The sequence below is a fragment of the Catenovulum sp. 2E275 genome (genome assembly GCF_025515275.1).
Lineage (GTDB): Bacteria > Pseudomonadota > Gammaproteobacteria > Enterobacterales > Alteromonadaceae > Catenovulum.
Genome location: NZ_JAOPFU010000032.1, coordinates 13,250 through 29,916, shown reverse-complemented (window position 1 = coordinate 29,916; position 16,667 = coordinate 13,250). Strand labels below are relative to the sequence as shown.

Genomic DNA, 16,667 nt, shown 5'->3' with positions numbered 1-16,667 from the left:
TTGGCGTTTATCGAAAAAATTTGAAAAAAAAGGGCCTTTTGGCCCTTTTTTTTTTATTTATCTGCACAACATCTGTACTTATTTGCTAAATTGTTCCGTATAATTAGGCACGAAATTAAAGACAAAAAGCAAAAGTAAGCGTAAAGGAAATTTATAGTGACTCCAATAACTAAATCTTTCCAATTTGGTCAACATGAGATCACGTTGGAAACCGGCGTAGTAGCAAGACAAGCAACAGCAGCTGTAATGGCTAGTATGGACGACACAACAGTATTAGTCAGTGTTGTCGCCAAAAAAGAATCAGAGCCAGGACGTGACTTTTTCCCACTGACAGTAAACTACCAAGAAAAAACGTATGCAGCGGGTAAAATCCCGGGTGGTTTCTTTAAGCGTGAAGGTCGCCCAAGCGAAGGTGAAACTTTAGTTGCACGTTTAATTGACCGTCCTGTACGTCCATTATTCCCTAAAGATTTTACTAACGAAGTTCAAATTATTGTGACTGTAATGTCAGCAAATCCAGAAATTAACGCTGATATTATTTCTATGATTGGTGTATCTGCTGCTTTATCAATTGCTGGTATTCCATTCCAAGGCCCAATTGGTGCAGCGCGTGTTGGTTATAAAAATGGCCAATATATGCTTAACCCATTAACCAGCGAATTAGCAGGTTCAGATTTAGACTTAGTGGTTGCCGGTACTGAAAACGCAGTATTAATGGTTGAATCAGAAGCTGCTATTTTATCTGAAGACACTATGTTAGGTGCTGTGGTTTATGGTCATGAGCAAATGCAAGTTGTTGTTGATAGCATTAAACAATTTGCCGCTGAAGTGAACACACCTGCTATGCCTTGGGCACCAGAGCCAATCGACTCTGTATTAGTTGAAAAAGTAACTGCATTATCACAAGAAGGTTTTGTTGCTGCTTACCAAATCGCAGACAAAATTGAGCGTAAAGACGCAGCAAGCGCAGTAAAAGAAAAAGCACTAACCGCTTTAGTTGAAGAAAACCCTGAAATTGATACTAACCTAGTGAGTGAAATTTTAAGCTCGGTTGAGAAAAAAGTTGTTCGTGGTCGTATTATTGCCGGTGAGCCTCGTATTGATGGCCGTGATCCAACTATGGTTCGTGCCCTAGATGTACGCACTGGTGTATTACCAAGAACTCACGGTTCGGCATTATTCACGCGTGGTGAAACTCAAGCTTTAGTGGTTGCCACTTTAGGTACTGAGCGTGATGCACAAAACATTGAAGATTTAACTGGCGATAAAAAAGATAGCTTCTTATTCCATTACAATTTCCCTCCGTACAGCGTTGGTGAAACTGGTATGGTTGGTTCGCCTAAGCGCCGTGAAATTGGTCATGGTCGTTTAGCAAAACGTGGTGTTGCAGCTGTTATGCCAAGCGCGGCAGAATTCCCGTATACAGTTCGTGTTGTTTCTGAAATTACAGAATCTAACGGTTCAAGCTCAATGGCTTCTGTGTGTGGCTCATCACTTGCGTTAATGGATGCTGGTGTGCCAATTAAAGCATCTGTTGCTGGTATCGCAATGGGCTTAGTAAAAGAAGGCGACGACTTTGTTGTACTTTCTGACATTTTAGGTGATGAAGATCATTTAGGTGATATGGACTTTAAAGTAGCAGGTTCTACCGAAGGTATTACTGCACTTCAAATGGACATTAAAATTGAAGGTATCACTAAAGAAATTATGCAAATTGCATTAAACCAAGCGAAAGCTGCGCGTTTACACATTCTAAAAGTAATGGATGATGCAATTGGTGGACACAGAGAAGAAGTATCTGAATTCGCACCACGCATTTATACTATCAAGATCAATCAAGATAAAATCCGTGATGTTATCGGTAAAGGTGGCGCAACCATTCGTCAGTTAACCGAAGAAACTGGCACAACGATTGAAATTGAAGAAGATGGTACAGTTAAAATTGCAGCAACAGGTAAAGAAAAAGCCGATGCAGCAATTGAGCGTATTAAAGCTATTACCGCAGAAGTTGAAGTGGGTGCTATTTACAACGGTAAAGTGATGCGTATCGTTGATTTTGGTGCGTTTGTTGAAATTTTACCGGGTAAAGAAGGTCTGGTTCATATTTCACAAATCTCTGAAGAGCGCGTAAATGCGGTAACTGATTATTTATCTGAAGGCCAGCAAGTTAAGGTTAAAGTATTAGAAATTGACCGTCAGGGTCGAGTTCGTTTAACGATGAAAGGGCTTGAAGAAAAGCCAGCTGAACAAGCTGAGCCAGCAAAAGACGCTGAATAATCTGATTATTTAAATAATCACTTAATCCTAAAAAGCCGCTTAGTTTACTCAGCGGCTTTTTTGTTTTTAACTCAAAAGTTAAAATTTGGTATTACCTACTTGTGGCCTACTGTGGTAATCAAATTAGATTGTTGGATTCATTTCGTTCAACCGATGCTACGCAGTTTGTATTTTTTGAAAATAGATTAGGTTATTTATTCTATTGAAGGTCGTCAAATCTGGAAAAATAGACAATATTTCCGACTAAAGCAGAGTTTACAGAATCTATATATAATTCACTCATTTCGCTCAAATTAAGCTTAATTTTTTCTAAGCATTTGCTGAGAATAGAGTAGCTTTTGAGTTAAACCATGACGTGGGGCTTTTAAAATTTCTAATGTTTTTCCTTGTTCGACTACTTTGCCGTCCTGCATTACAAATATTTGATCGCTAATATGTTTTACGATATTTAAGTTATGCGATACAAAAATATAAGCAATACCAAAAGTTTGCTGTAGCTCTAATAATAAATTAACCATTTGTGAACGGGTGGATGGGTCCATTGCGGCAAAAGGTTTATCTGCAACAATAATCTTAGGATCTAAAATGAGTGCTCTAGCCAGCGCCACACGTTGTTTTTGGCCACTCGATAGCATGTGTGGGTAGTGCCACATATAATCGGATAATAAGCCCACTCTGGCTAATGTCTTTTTAATTTTGTCTTCACGCTCAAGTGCGGTTAAATTTGTATTGAGTTTAAGCGGCTCTTCCAAAATTTGACCAATTGAGACACTTGGGTTTAATGAAGTGGCTGGATCTTGGAATATCATCCGAATATTTTTACACCGCTCTTTATGCTCTGTGGTAAAAATGGCTTTGCCATCGAGTAATATTTCGCCGGTTGATGGTTTTTCTGCGCCAGCTAATAGTTTTGCCAATGTCGATTTACCTGAGCCGGTTTCACCAACTATCGCTAGAGTTTGGTATTTATCTAAAGAAAAGCTGATTTTTTCTAAAGCAGTAATGTGTTTACTTTTCCATGGCAGCACTTTTCGTTTATAAGTTTTAGATAAATCATTCACTTCTAGTAAGACTGACATCGCTTTATTCCAGATTAATTGGGTGGTGGCAGCTAAAAACATGCCCTTTAAGTTTGACACTTTTGGGCGTGTACACACATTCTTTTTGAGCGCGTGGGCATCTGGGGCCTAACCGGCAGCCAATTGGTAAATGTTGTAACGGCGGGGTTGAGCCGGGTAAGGTTTCTAACCGCGATTTAGGCCGGGTGTCGGTATTAAACTTGGGAATGCTTTTAAATAAATTTTGAGTGTAAGGGTGGTAAGGCCGTTTTAACAGCTCTTTGACTGCGCCAGACTCAACACTTTGCCCGCTGTAAAGTAATGTCATTTCTTCAGCATAATTAATCACAGATTCCAGATCGTGCGTGATTAATAAAACCGACATATTTTTTTGGGTATTTAATTTTTGCAGCAAACGCATAATTTGGATTTTGGTGGTACTTTCCATTGCATCTGTCGGCTCATCGGCAATTAATAATTTAGGACTGCGGATAATTGCCATTGCAATCATTACTTTTTGGCATAGGCCTTCTGACAACTCATGCGGGTAACTGTCGTAACATTGCTGATAATGTTTTATCCCAACTCGAATTAACAAATTTTTGGCAATTTGCAGACGCTCCTGTCGGCGGCTGAAAATACTGCCTTGAAATTCAGATTTAGGGATGACTTCGTTAATTTGCTCGCCTATCGTAACCGTTGGATCTAAACTTCGGCTTGGCTCCTGAAAGATCATCGCCATATCGCGGTTGATAATCTGGCGGCGTTTGTCGGTGCTCAATTTTAATAAGTCTTCACCTTGCCAGAACATACGGTCAGCTTGTACTGTCCATTTATCGGATAAAGTACCAATTAATGCTTTAGCAAATAGCGACTTGCCTGAGCCTGTTTCACCCACTAAGCCATGAATAGAGCCATCACGCATAGATAAGCTCATTTTATCAATTGCATTAATTGTTAAATTTGTACTGTTGAGTTTTACGGTTAAATTGCGAACATCAAGTAACATATTTCACTCCTTATTCGCTGCGTTGTTTTAACGCATTACGTAAGCCGTGGCCGACAGTATTAACCGATAATAAACATAAAAACATAGTGATACCGGGTAAAATAGCAAGCCAAGAGGCGCGGTAAATTAAATCTATACTATCGGCCAGCATGGCGCCCCATTCAGGTGAACCATGCTGTGCACCTAACCCTAAAAAGCCTAATGCGGCAATATCTAACATAGCCGCAGATACCGCCAAACTATATTGCAAAATAATGGACTCAATAATATTTGGAAAAATCGAGTTTTTAAGAATATGGAACTCACTTGCACCATCTAACCGGGCGGCAATGATATATTCTTTTTTTAATTCATCCCGAATCACTATTTGAGTACGGTGTACAAATTGAGGAATTAGCACCAGCATTACCGCCCAAACCGTGTTATCTAACCCCGGGCCTAAAATGGCGACAATCACCACGGCTAATAATAATGATGGAATAGATAAAATCGCATCTAACAGGTGATTAAAAATACTAGAGCGAACCCCTTTACTCATCCCAGCCAACGCGCCTAAGCTAACGCCTATAATCATAGCGCCAAATGCAACTAACAGGCTAATCCCAAAGGTTAAACTGGTGCCATGAATTAAGCGGGAAAAGACATCTCGCCCGAGATCATCTGTTCCTAATAAAAAGTGAACATTACCGGCAGTCTGCCACGATGGTGGCAATAATACATAGTTAGTATCTTGATAATAAGGTGAATAAGGACTGATAAAAGGGCCAATTAACGCCACAAATATAAAAAACACAACAATACAAAAACAAACCCAAGAGACATGGTTTTGTTTAAACTTGAGCCAAGCTTGTTTGTACGGGCCTGGATATTCAATTTCGTTGTAAATATCACTTTGTGGCATTAAATTCTTTTCTCATCAGAGGGTTAACTAGCATGTGTGCAATTTCAAGTAAAACATTAATACTGATCATCATAGATGCAACAATAAATAAAGCGGCTTGGATAGCTGGAAAATCGCGCTGATAAATGGCTTCAATAATCCAGTGACCGATGCCCGGCCATGAAAAAATGACCTCAGTAATCATAGTGCTGGTTACCAAGGTATTAAATAACAAGCCAAATTGCGGAATGATAGGTAATAGTGCATTGCGAAAAACATGGCGGCTAATCAATTGCCAGCTACTTAATCCTTTAGTTTGGGCAGCTTTTATATAAGGTAAGCCCATTACATGAATGACCGAGCTTCGCATCATACCAATTACCAAAGTAACAGGTAAAACGGCTAAAGTTATGGTAGGTAAAATTAAATGGTGTAGGGCATCAAGATACACATAGCCTTTATTTGGTAACTCAGATAAACCTATATCCAATAATAAAAAGCCGGTAATAGTTGGCACTTCATACAATAAATTTAAACGGCCAGACATCGGTAACCAGCCCGTATTTAAGGTGAAGATTAAAATAAATAGTAACCCCACCCAAAAAATTGGAATCGAATTAAATACCGTGGCAATTGAAAAAATAACGCGGTCAATTAAGGTATTATTTTTTATTCCGGCCCATAGCCCTAAAGGTAAACTAATGACTAAAGTAACCACTAAAGCATAAAAACTAAGTTCGATGGAAGCTGGCAATACTCGGAAAAAATCATCCACTATTGGTTTTTGAGAGCCAAAAGAGACGCCAAAATCACCGTGAAAAATGCGAGTTAAATAAACCAAATATTGCTCAAAATACGATTTATCCAGCGCTAGTTGCTGACTAATTGTTTGATATTCTGAATAGGTTAAACTTGGGTGTCCTGAAAAATTAATGACAGGATCGCCCGGAAACAAATGGCCTAACGAAAAAGAAATAATGCTGATTACAAACAAAGTGGTTATTAACAAGTTAAGGCGGCGAATTAAATAAATAAACATTAGAGTTTCTCCGTTTCTCTGAACGAAATCGCCGAAAATGCTGAAAAGTTAACTTTAAACACGTTATCTTGTTTGGCTAAAAAACTCATAGAGTGGGCAATTGGAACAATTGGAACTTGTTGATTTAAAATGCTTTGAGCCTGAAAATATAAGTCTTTACGGGTTTCTCTGTTTTCACTTAACTGAGCTTTAATCAATAAGGTATCAAACTCAGGATTACACCAGCCAGCACGGTTATTACCTAAAATAGCCGAGGTACAACTTAAAATTGGGCGCAGGTAGTTATCTGGATCCGGAATATCAGCACTCCAGCCAATTAAGACTGAATCATGTTCTTTAGCCGCTAGCTTTTTGCGTAACGTTGTCCACTCATAATCTACAATATTCACTCTAATCCCGACAGCCGCTAAATTGGCTTTGATTAATTCAGCCATTTTGAGTGAATTAGGATTATAAGCACGCTCGATATGAGGTGCCCAAATTTCCATTTCAAATCCTGCTTTTATTCCGGCGGCTTCAAGCTCTTTTTTAGCTAGCTCTGGGTTGTAATCATAGAGGGTTAAATTGGGGTTAAATCCCCATGAACTTGGCGGGATCACCGATTTTGCCGGAAAAGCCATACCATAATAAACGGTTTTTAAAATGGTTTGTAAATCAATTGCTCTGGTTAATGCGCGGCGCACTTCTGGTTTGTCAAACGGCGGCTTTAAGGTATTAAACGCCCAAAATGCAATGTTTTCTGCATTGCGGCTTTGCAGCGTTATACCTGCTTTATCCTGCAAAATTTCCATTTCACTGGCAATAGGATAAGCAATTACGTCACACTCACCAGTAACCAGTTTAGCCAGTCGGGTTGAGCTTTTGGGGGTTATATCAAAAATAAGCTGATCCAGTTTGCTTTTACCATCCCAATAATTAGGGTGAGCTTTAAAGCGAATATATTCATCAGGAATATATTGAGCAAAATAAAACGGCCCAGTACCAACCGGTAATACATCAATTTGTTCTTTTTTATCGACTAAATTAAGGTAATGGCCATACTCAGCAGATAAAATCACCATATAATCAGTGGTTAATTGAGTAATAAAAGAGCTGCTTGGCTGAACCAATTTAATTTGAACATGATAGGGTGATAGCGCGGTTATATCGTCAATTAGCAAATTAAGCTGCTGAGTTTGTACAAAAGGGTAATCTGGTGCTACATCATGAAAAGGGTGTGATTTTAATCGCCAGCGGTTAAAGCTAAAAATTACATCATCGGCATTAAAACTGCGGGTTGGTTTAAAATAGCTAGTGTGATGAAAAGCAACGTCTTGGCGTAAAAACAAATCAACGGTTAAGCCATCGTCACTGGTTTGCCAACTGGTTGCTAGCCCAGGCTCAAATTCTTGTGTAGTTGAGTTGTAATTGATGAGCCGGTCATAAACTTGTCTGGCACTGGCATCAAGCGTAATCGACGAGGTTGTAGTTTGCGGATTAAAGTTTTCAGGATTACCCTCAGAGCAATACACTAAACCATCCTGTAAACGCGGATCGGGTTTGGGTTTGCTTGCCAGTCCGGCTAAATCACACCCTGTTAAATAAAATAAACTAACGCTAATGAGCCAACAATGTTTTATATCCAGCTTAATCATGCTTAAGCGAGTCCAGTAATTTATACTTCTTTAAGTAACCACGTAATTGATGATAACTGACATTTAATAACTGAGCAGCTTGCTTTTGGTTAAATTTGCTTTGTTTTAATGCTGCTTTAATCATGTCAATTTCATGCTTTGCTGATAATTGAGCAAAGTCGATAGGCCAATTGTACGCTTGATTAAAAGAATTTAAATCATTAATTTGAGTTGGTGTTGATTTTTCAGTGATTTGGCTGGGTTTTACAGGTCTAAATGGCGAATCAAAAGGGTCAAATATAACGTTATCTAGCGCTTCGGCTAAATCTGTTTGGCGATACAAACTGCGTTCAATTACATTTTTTAGCTCACGTACATTACCCGGCCATTGATAACTTAATAAGGTTTCTTTGGCTTCATCAGTAAATCCGGCAAAATATTCAAGGTTTAACTCTGTCGCCATGCGAATCGCAAAATGTTCGGCGAGTAATAAAATATCTTCTTGCCTGTATCTTAATGGTGGAATGGTTACTACATCAAACGCCAGTCGGTCTAATAAATCGGCTCTAAAGCGCTTTTGCTCAACTAATTGTGGCAAATCTTCATTAGTGGCGGCAATTAAACGTACATCAGAGTTAAGTGTTTTTTGCCCGCCAACCGTTTCGTATTCGCCGTATTCAACCACTCTTAATAATTTTTCTTGTACCAGATTAGACGTATTGGCGAGTTCATCTAAAAATAAGCTGCCATTTTCAGCCCGTGCAAACCGGCCAATATGCTTTTTACTCGCTCCGCTAAATGAGCCGATTTCGTGACCAAATAATTCACTTTCCAGCAAGTTATCGTTAATTGCAGCACAATTCAATTTAATTAAAGGGGCATGCCATCTGCTGGATAAATAATGTAACCGCTCTGCAACCAACTCCTTACCGGTTCCTCTTTCACCTATCACTAGCACAGGTTTATTTAAAGGTGCTAATAAAGAAATTTGCTCCAGCATATTTGCAAAATAACTGGATTGTCCGATTAATTGAGTTGGTTTGGTTAAATTAGCCATAAAGTGATTTTTTAAACCAATAAATAGTTTTATTTATTATGTTTGTTATCGTTTAAAAAAGCGAATTTTATTTTTTATATTTAAAATCAATAAGTTGAAGATTTGGCATAAATATCGCTATCTATTGACATTAGTTATATAGGATAAAGTTTAATTTTTAATGAGGTGACTTATGGGCATTTTTTCACGTTTTAACGACATTATTAACTCTAATATCAATGCACTGTTAGATAAAGCGGAAGACCCGGCAAAAATGGTGCGATTAATTATTCAGGAAATGGAAGATACTTTGGTTGAAGTGCGCTCAAACTCAGCTAAAACCTTAGCCGAGCGTAAAGATTTAACCCGTCAACTGGAGCGAATCGCCGAGCAGGAGCAAGACTGGCAGCAAAAAGCTGAACTGGCTTTAAATAAAAACCGTGAAGATTTAGCACGTGGTGCGTTAATTGAAAAAAATCGTTTAGCCGAAGTTGCGCAATCAATTAAAAATGAACTGGCTAACCTAGATGTTCAATTAGATAAGTTACAGTCTGAAATCACTCAGTTACAAAATAAATTAACTGATGCAAAAGCTCGCCAGCAAACTTTATTATTAAAACAAAATACGGTTTCATCTCGTTTATCGGTAAAGCGTCAGTTAGACAATAATAAAGTGGTTGATACATTAAATAAGTTTGATGCTTATGAGCGAAAAATTGATGAGTTGGAATCTCAGGTTGAAAGCTACGATATGCAGCATAAAAACTTAAAAAATGAGTTTGATGAGTTAATTGCTCAAGACGAAATTGACGCTGAAATTGCCAGAATGAAAGCAAAATTAAACGCAACTAACAATAAAGCTGAATAGGAGATAAACAATGACTGCCATTGTTGCACTCATTATTACCCCGCTCATTTTGTTTATGGTGTTTGTTGCGCCGATTTGGTTGATTTTAAGCTACCGCAGCAAACGTCAGGTTAAACAAGGGTTAACCGATGACGAAAGGTCGCAAATGATGCAGCTTGCCGACAAAGCTGAACAAATGTCGCAGCGCATCAAATCGTTAGAAAAAATTCTGGATGCAGAATCACCAAGCTGGAGAGAAAAACATGACTAACTCTAATCAGACCAATAAAAGGCTAAAGCGCGATACCGCTAATGCGCGTATCGCTGGGGTATGTGCCGGTGTTGCCCGTCATTTTTCGCTGGAAACTTGGGTGGTACGGATTATCGTTTTTGGCTCATTATTTTTTGCTGGTGGATTAACTTTATTTGTGTATTTAGCCGCTTGGTTAATTTTAGAAAGGGATGATAAAACATCCGCTTATCAGCAAGATATTAATTCAACTTATAGTGGTGAAACCTATCATTTCGACATAAAAGAAAATACGTGGCGGGCAGGGCAGCCGCCAAAACAAGCGCTACAAACGATTGCTCATGCTTATCAAACCTTGGAGCAGCGTATCCAACAAATGGAGAAGCATGTTACCTCAGAACGTTTTAAAGTTGAGCGTGAAATTAATAAGCTATAATAACCTCAGCTCGGATTAATGAATATATTTCAAACGGCCTTTTTTCACGGGGACTACGTTAAATTCACTTGCAATACGACCCCATGGATGGGGGAGGTAGAGCGACGTCGGAACTAAAGCCGAGGCTAGCTATTGACGTGTGAATTTGCCTTGTCCGCGCAAAAAAATTCTCGTTAGAAATAGAGTAGCGTTATAAAGCTAAATAATTCAATTGGTTAAAATACACCTTAACCCGAGTTGAGGTTAAATAACCCAAATCGCAGATTAGCTTATGGAGGTTTATTATGTCGCTTAGTCAACAAAGCTGCGAGGCGTGTCGTAAAGATGCGCCTTTAGCCAGCAAGACCGAAAAACAGCAATGGTTAAATCAACTCGATAACTGGCAGATTGTGACAGTGAATGGCATTGAACAATTGCATAAAACCTATCAATTTAAAAATTTTGTCGAAGCATTAGCCTTTACCAATCATATTGGCACGCTGGCCGAAGCAAATGCGCATCATCCGGCTATTACTACCGAATGGGGAAAAGTTAGTGTTTGCTGGTGGACACATAAAATTAAAGGATTACATAAAAACGATTTTATTTGCGCAGCCCAAACCGACGAGCTTTCGCTAAATTAAATTTTTTTAATTTAGATTTGTTATCAAGCTATGCTTTGAAACTGTACTTTAAAGCCGGTTATTGCGTATAATTCGCCCCACAAACTTGCTTAACTGATATATAGTGAAACAAATGGCGCAATTGCAAACTCATGCTGAGTACGAATTTAACTTTCCGGCTAAACCGGCTCCGTTAACCTCTGAGCAAAAAGCTCAGTATAAAGCACGAATTAAAAAACTGCTTGAAGAGAAAGATGCGGTTTTAGTCGCACATTATTACACTGATCCAGAAATTCAAGCGTTAGCTGAAGAAACTGGCGGCTGTGTATCTGATTCATTAGAGATGGCACGTTTTGGTCGTGACCACCCGGCTAAAACTCTAATTGTTGCCGGTGTTAAGTTTATGGGTGAAACCGCTAAAATTTTAAGCCCGGAAAAACGGGTTTACATGCCAACGCTAGAAGCAACTTGCTCGCTCGATCTCGGTTGCCCTGAAAAAGAATTTACCGAGTTTTGTGATGCTCACCCGGATCATACTGTTGTGGTTTATGCTAATACATCGGCAGCGGTAAAAGCGCGTGCCGATTGGGTCGTTACCTCCTCTATCGCACTTGAAATTGTTGAGCATTTAGACAGCGAAGGTCACAAAATTATTTGGGGACCTGATAAGCATTTAGGTGCTTATATTGAAAAGCAAACCGGCGCAGAAATGCTTAAATGGAATGGTGCCTGTATTGTTCATGATGAATTTAAGGCTAAACATTTACACGATTTAAAATCCATGTACCCGCAAGCGGCAGTGTTGGTGCACCCTGAATCACCCCAGTCGGTTATTGAGTTAGCAGATGCGGTTGGTTCAACCAGCCAGCTAATTAAAGCCAGTCAGGAAATGGAAAACGAGATGTTTATCGTGGCGACTGACAAAGGTATTTTTTATAAAATGCAGCAATTAGCGCCAGAAAAAACCTTTATTGAAGCGCCAACTGGCGGTAATGGCGCAACTTGTAAAAGCTGTGCGCATTGTCCGTGGATGGCAATGAATGGTTTGGTTGCAATTGAAAATGCATTAATTGCAGATGATTTATCTGAGCATGAAATTTTTGTTGATGATGCTCTGCGTGAAAAAGCTTTAATTCCATTAGATAGAATGCTTAACTTTGCCGCTGAGTTAAAAATGAAAGTTAAAGGTAATGCTTAACTTTACAGCCAAAGTGAAATAAATAAACTATTTTAAAGGCGCTTTCTATAGCGCCTTTTTTATGTTTAAAAAAACAGCAGTTGAATTGTCTTTTGCTAATTTGTTTGCTTTTAGTCTTGCTAAATGGGTTTGATTTACCTATTATTCGGCCGCTTAACAATTCTATTCCGGTGAGATGGCTGAGCGGCTGAAGGCGCACGCCTGGAAAGTGTGTATACGTTAATAGCGTATCGAGGGTTCGAACCCCTCTCTCACCGCCATTTACTTCTTCGTTTCTGCTTTGATCATTTTATTTTCAACTGGCTTTCAAATTATTTCATTTTACTGATCTATTTTAAAATAATTAACAAATAAACCCTTTAAAAACAACACCTTAAATATTAACCTCGTTACTTGCCTGTGTTATAATTAACCACATCAAACATTGTGTTTAAATCAATAAGCCATCGACATTCGTTAATCCGGCTTATCTCACTTTTTTAATTTTATTTGTGATTCTGTGGTATTTGTTTCATGACTACTTTAATGATTGCTCAAGCAGTTGGTTTGTTTAGTGTGGTATTAGCACTGACCAGTTTTTTTCAAAAAAATGATTTACGTTTAAAGTCGGTAATGCTGCTTTTTAATTTAAATCATGCGCTGCATTTCTTTTTATTAGGGGCGAGTACATCTGCTATTTGCTGTTTGTTTTCAGCTGCGCGTACGGCTACTTCAATCAAAATACAATCTAAATGGGTTGCCTTTGGTTTTATGTCGGTGACTGCAGTTATGGGCTATTTAATGGCAACTCAGTGGACAGATTTAATTGCGATTTTAGGCGCTTGCTGTGGTACTTATGCTTTATTTTGTTTAACCGGTGTGAAAATGCGCTTATGTTTATTGGCGGGATCTTGCTTGTGGTTAACCAATAATATTATTGTGGGCTCAATTGGTGGCGTTATGCTGGAGTCGGCGGTGATTGTGATGAATTTAACAACAATTTACCGTTTATACCGTGAAACTGGCAGCATTAAACTGGCATTAGCTTAATGAGTCGCTTGCGGTAAAGTTTGCCGCAAGCTTTGTATTTTTTATTTGGTATTGGGTTTAACAATACACCAATTCAAGCCGTTTAACGCAAACTGGTTTTCATCATTCGCTCTTTTTGGCGAGCCCAGTCTTTATCTTTTATATCGTCACGTTTATCGTGCGACTTTTTACCTTTTGCCAGATGGATTTCTAATTTTACCCAGCAGCGTTTCCAGTACATTCTGGAAGCAACAATTGAAAAACCTTCACGATCACGCGCGCCAATCAATTTATCAATTTCTCGTCGGCTTAATAATAATTTGCGTGGCCTTACCGGATCGGCAATAACGTGGGTTGATGCTGAATTGAGCGGGGTAATCCGGCTGCCAACTAAATATGCTTCATTATTTTGAATAATGACATAACATTCAGAGATATTAACTTTGCCTTCACGGATGCTTTTTACTTCCCAGCCTTGAAGCTCCATACCGGCTTCAAATTTATCTTCTAAAAAAAATTCGTGTCGTGCTTTTTTATTTTGGGCAATCAAGTTGCTGTTGTTGCCACTGCTTTTTTTTGATTTTGCCATATAACTATTTGTTAACCTTAAATTTACTGCCGCAAGCTTGTCATTTGTACGGGTTAAACAAATGGATGCTTGGAATACGAGCCATGATTTATTTTATCAGGCAGATTCGTTGTAATTTTACACTCTAAAGGGCGATTATACTGAGTTAGTCTGGCAGCTGCCAGTTTTGTCTTGGTTAATTCTAATTTGTGTGTGCAAAAACTGCGTTATAACGCATTTTATGCTAGTATTCCGCCCTCGTTTAGTTCAGGGAGTTATCCATGCCAAAAGTTCATCGGCATGCTTTGGTGATGTACAGTGCCAAGCAAATGTATGATTTGGTTAATGATGTTGCTGCATATCCGCAATTTGTGCCGGATTGTATGGCAGTGGATGTGATCAGTAAAACATCAACAGAATTAAAAGCGTCTGTTCAGATTGGCAAGGCGAGTATTGGCAAGTGGTTTACCACTCACAATAAAATGCAAGACGGGCAAAGTGTTGAAATTAATTTAATTGATGGCCCGTTTAAAAAATTGGTTGGTTTGTGGCAATTTATCCCGTTGGATGATGAAGCCTGCAAAGTGGTATTAGATTTAGATTTTGAGTTTTCGTCCAAAATAATTGAAGTTGCATTTGGCTCTATTTTTAATCATATGGCAAATAATATGGTTAAAGCTTTTACTCAAAGAGCTAAAGAGGTTTACGCCTAAATTTAGGCTTAACTGGTTTGAGATACAAAGTCCAGATCCGGAATAAATTGATAAGAAAATGATGAACGATAATTTATTAAAAATTGAAGTCACTTATGCTCTGCCACAAGAACAAAGCTTGTTGACAGTGCATGTTGCTCAAGGTACTGATATTCAAACTTGTATCGAGCAATCCGGAATTTTACAAAAACATTCAGATATTGATTTATCGGTGAATAAAGTTGGGATATGGAGCCGTACCCGTAAATTAACCGATGAAGTAAATGATGGTGATAGAATTGAAATTTACCGGCCTTTAATTGCTGATCCTAAAGATGTGCGACGTCGTCGGGCAGAAAAAGCTAAAGAAGAAGGGCGGGCAAATAAAGTCACAGGTGGTAAAGCCTAAGTTTCATATTTCATTTATACATATTAAAGAATCACACTTACAATAAATATACACAAGAGCGTTAAATGTTTAGTTTAATTAATAATGAAAAATACAATGTCAAAAACGACGTATTGTCTGGTATCACAGTTGCTTTAGCTTTGGTACCAGAAGCCGTTGCTTTTGCATTTGTTGCAGGCGTTGAACCTATGATTGGTTTATATGCTGCATTTATGATGGGATTATTAACCTCGGTTTTTGGTGGTCGCCCTGGCATGATTTCAGGCGCAACCGGTGCAACTGCGGTTGTAATGGTATCTTTGGTTGCTTTGTATGGCGTGCAATATTTATTTGCAGCCGTTATTTTGGCTGGGGTCTTACAAATTTTAGCCGGCATATTTAAGTTGGGTAAATTCATTCGGATGGTGCCGCATCCAGTTATGCTGGGGTTTGTTAATGGTTTAGCCATTGTTATTTTTCTGGCGCAAATGGGACAGTTTAAGTTTTTAGATGATATTGGTCAGTGGCAATGGTTACAAGGTGAAAGCTTGTGGATTATGCTGGGTTTAGTGGCATTAACTATGGCGATTACTCACTTTTTACCCAAAATTACCACAGCTGTGCCGTCTGGATTAGTTGCAATTATTACGGTTACTTTAATTGTGATTGGGCTGGATTTAGAAGCCAGAACCGTTATTGATTTTGTTCGTGATATGTTACCGCCGGAAGAAGCAGCTACCGCATCATTAAAAGGTGAATTACCTAGTTTTGCAATTCCTATGGTGCCGCTTACGCTTGAAACGCTTTATATTATTTTTCCTACTGCACTGATTATTGCCTCGGTTGGTTTAATTGAATCTTTATTAACCTTATCTTTAATTGATGAAATTACAGGGACTCGTGGTCGAGGAAACCGCGAGTGTATTGGTCAGGGTATTGCGAATACGACCAATGGCTTTTTTGGTGGTATGGGTGGCTGTGCAATGATTGGCCAAAGTATGATCAATATTAACTCTGGCGGTCGTGGCCGTTTATCTGGAATTACCGCAGCATTAGTTTTATTAGGGTTTATTTTATTTGCTTCAGGTCTGATTGAAATGATCCCGTTAGCCGCTTTAGTCGGTATTATGTTTATGGTGGTGCTTGGCACATTTGAATGGTCATCGTTTAGAATTATGCCAAAAATCCCGGTTGCAGATGCTTTTATTATTGTATTAGTTTCGGGCATTACCGTTGCTTTTGATTTAGCAATCGCGGTCATTATCGGGGTGATTGTTTCTGCTTTAGTATTTGCATGGAAACATGCAAAACATATTCAGGCCGATACTTATATTGATGCTCAAGGTTACAAGGTATATGACTTACGCGGGCCGTTGTTTTTTGCATCGGTTGCCAATTTTAAAGGTTTATTCTCACCAGAAACCGATCCCGAGCATGTGGTTATTGAGTTTAAACGTTCGCGAGTAAGCGATCACTCCGGTATTGAAGCGCTGGACGGTTTAGCTGAAAAATATGAAGCTCAAGGTAAAAAATTACATTTACGTCATTTAAGTCCAGAATGTCGCCAGTTACTTAAACGGGCAGGGAGTTTATGTGAAGTGAATATTCTTGAAGACCCTGACTATCATGTAGCTTCTGATGAGTTGGGTTAAGCCTGCTCATCAAATATATGGCAGAAGTTATCAATAAATAATAAAAAGCCGCATTTAAATTTATCTTAAATGCGGCTTTTTTAATTTAGCTTCTAATTTGATGTTAGCGTATTG

At 38.7% G+C, this 16,667-nt stretch carries 17 protein-coding genes and 1 tRNA gene; 11 read left to right on the top strand and 7 right to left on the bottom strand.

Translation table 11 applies throughout. The features are described 5' to 3' along the window. Positions 1-156 precede the first annotated feature (156 nt). Positions 157-2,277, top strand: a complete 2,121-nt coding sequence (pnp, locus tag N7931_RS13990; RefSeq protein ID WP_262794904.1) for a polyribonucleotide nucleotidyltransferase — start codon at positions 157-159, stop codon at positions 2,275-2,277. 299 nt (positions 2,278-2,576) lie between these two features. Here pnp and N7931_RS13985 read toward each other — a convergent pair whose 3' ends face one another. The 6 genes from N7931_RS13985 to pspF are packed head-to-tail and all read right to left on the bottom strand — an operon-like array spanning position 2,577 to position 8,933. Then, on the bottom strand, positions 2,577-3,356 hold the full coding sequence (locus tag N7931_RS13985) for an ATP-binding cassette domain-containing protein (protein WP_262794903.1): 780 nt from the start codon (positions 3,354-3,356) through the stop codon (positions 2,577-2,579). Between the two features lie 4 nt (positions 3,357-3,360). Continuing rightward, entirely contained in the window at positions 3,361-4,344 is a 984-nt protein-coding gene (locus N7931_RS13980) for an oligopeptide/dipeptide ABC transporter ATP-binding protein (RefSeq protein ID WP_262794901.1), read from the bottom strand. 10 nt (positions 4,345-4,354) lie between these two features. After that, the gene (locus tag N7931_RS13975; protein ID WP_262794900.1) at positions 4,355-5,245 is read right to left on the bottom strand and encodes an ABC transporter permease subunit; all 891 of its coding nucleotides are present in this window, start codon (positions 5,243-5,245) and stop codon (positions 4,355-4,357) included. After that, the gene (locus N7931_RS13970; protein ID WP_262794899.1) at positions 5,232-6,263 is read right to left on the bottom strand and encodes an ABC transporter permease subunit; all 1,032 of its coding nucleotides are present in this window, start codon (positions 6,261-6,263) and stop codon (positions 5,232-5,234) included. Before N7931_RS13970 ends, N7931_RS13975 begins: the two co-directional genes overlap by 14 nt. Continuing rightward, positions 6,263-7,897 (bottom strand): ABC transporter substrate-binding protein, encoded by a 1,635-nt coding sequence (locus tag N7931_RS13965; RefSeq protein WP_262794897.1) that lies wholly within the window; start codon positions 7,895-7,897, stop codon positions 6,263-6,265. Before N7931_RS13965 ends, N7931_RS13970 begins: the two co-directional genes overlap by 1 nt. After that, entirely contained in the window at positions 7,890-8,933 is a 1,044-nt protein-coding gene (pspF, locus tag N7931_RS13960) for a phage shock protein operon transcriptional activator (protein ID WP_262794896.1), read from the bottom strand. Before pspF ends, N7931_RS13965 begins: the two co-directional genes overlap by 8 nt. Positions 8,934-9,105: 172 nt before the next feature. Between pspF and pspA the strand changes: the two genes are divergently transcribed. The 7 genes from pspA to N7931_RS13925 all read left to right on the top strand — a co-directional run bounded on the left by pspA (position 9,106) and on the right by N7931_RS13925 (position 13,274). Further along, positions 9,106-9,780, top strand: coding sequence for a phage shock protein PspA (pspA, locus tag N7931_RS13955; protein ID WP_262794894.1), 675 nt, complete (start codon positions 9,106-9,108; stop codon positions 9,778-9,780). 10 nt (positions 9,781-9,790) lie between these two features. Beyond that, a complete protein-coding gene (gene pspB, locus N7931_RS13950) occupies positions 9,791-10,030 on the top strand; it encodes an envelope stress response membrane protein PspB (protein ID WP_262794893.1) in 240 nt (79 codons plus the stop codon). Continuing rightward, positions 10,023-10,445 carry an envelope stress response membrane protein PspC gene (gene pspC, locus N7931_RS13945; protein ID WP_262794892.1) on the top strand — a complete coding sequence of 141 codons (423 nt, stop codon included), beginning with the start codon at positions 10,023-10,025 and terminating at the stop codon, positions 10,443-10,445. The genes pspB and pspC overlap by 8 nt, the downstream gene beginning before the upstream one ends. A gap of 281 nt (positions 10,446-10,726) precedes the next feature. Then, positions 10,727-11,068 (top strand): 4a-hydroxytetrahydrobiopterin dehydratase, encoded by a 342-nt coding sequence (locus N7931_RS13940; RefSeq protein ID WP_262794930.1) that lies wholly within the window; start codon positions 10,727-10,729, stop codon positions 11,066-11,068. Between the two features lie 112 nt (positions 11,069-11,180). Continuing rightward, entirely contained in the window at positions 11,181-12,245 is a 1,065-nt protein-coding gene (nadA, locus tag N7931_RS13935; protein WP_262794891.1) for a quinolinate synthase NadA, read from the top strand. 169 nt (positions 12,246-12,414) lie between these two features. After that, positions 12,415-12,505, top strand: a tRNA-Ser gene (locus tag N7931_RS13930). Positions 12,506-12,758: 253 nt separating this feature from the next. Beyond that, the gene (locus tag N7931_RS13925) at positions 12,759-13,274 is read left to right on the top strand and encodes a YgjV family protein (protein WP_262794890.1); all 516 of its coding nucleotides are present in this window, start codon (positions 12,759-12,761) and stop codon (positions 13,272-13,274) included. An 82-nt stretch (positions 13,275-13,356) separates the two neighbouring features. Here N7931_RS13925 and smpB read toward each other — a convergent pair whose 3' ends face one another. Then, positions 13,357-13,842, bottom strand: a complete 486-nt coding sequence (gene smpB, locus N7931_RS13920; RefSeq protein WP_262794889.1) for an SsrA-binding protein SmpB — start codon at positions 13,840-13,842, stop codon at positions 13,357-13,359. A 260-nt stretch (positions 13,843-14,102) separates the two neighbouring features. Between smpB and N7931_RS13915 the strand changes: the two genes are divergently transcribed. The 3 genes from N7931_RS13915 to N7931_RS13905 all read left to right on the top strand — a co-directional run bounded on the left by N7931_RS13915 (position 14,103) and on the right by N7931_RS13905 (position 16,553). After that, the gene (locus N7931_RS13915; RefSeq protein ID WP_262794887.1) at positions 14,103-14,534 is read left to right on the top strand and encodes a type II toxin-antitoxin system RatA family toxin; all 432 of its coding nucleotides are present in this window, start codon (positions 14,103-14,105) and stop codon (positions 14,532-14,534) included. Between the two features lie 61 nt (positions 14,535-14,595). Next, positions 14,596-14,922 carry an RnfH family protein gene (locus N7931_RS13910; RefSeq protein WP_262794929.1) on the top strand — a complete coding sequence of 109 codons (327 nt, stop codon included), beginning with the start codon at positions 14,596-14,598 and terminating at the stop codon, positions 14,920-14,922. 65 nt (positions 14,923-14,987) lie between these two features. Next, positions 14,988-16,553, top strand: coding sequence for a SulP family inorganic anion transporter (locus N7931_RS13905; protein WP_262794886.1), 1,566 nt, complete (start codon positions 14,988-14,990; stop codon positions 16,551-16,553). The last annotated feature ends 114 nt before the right edge of the window (positions 16,554-16,667 follow it).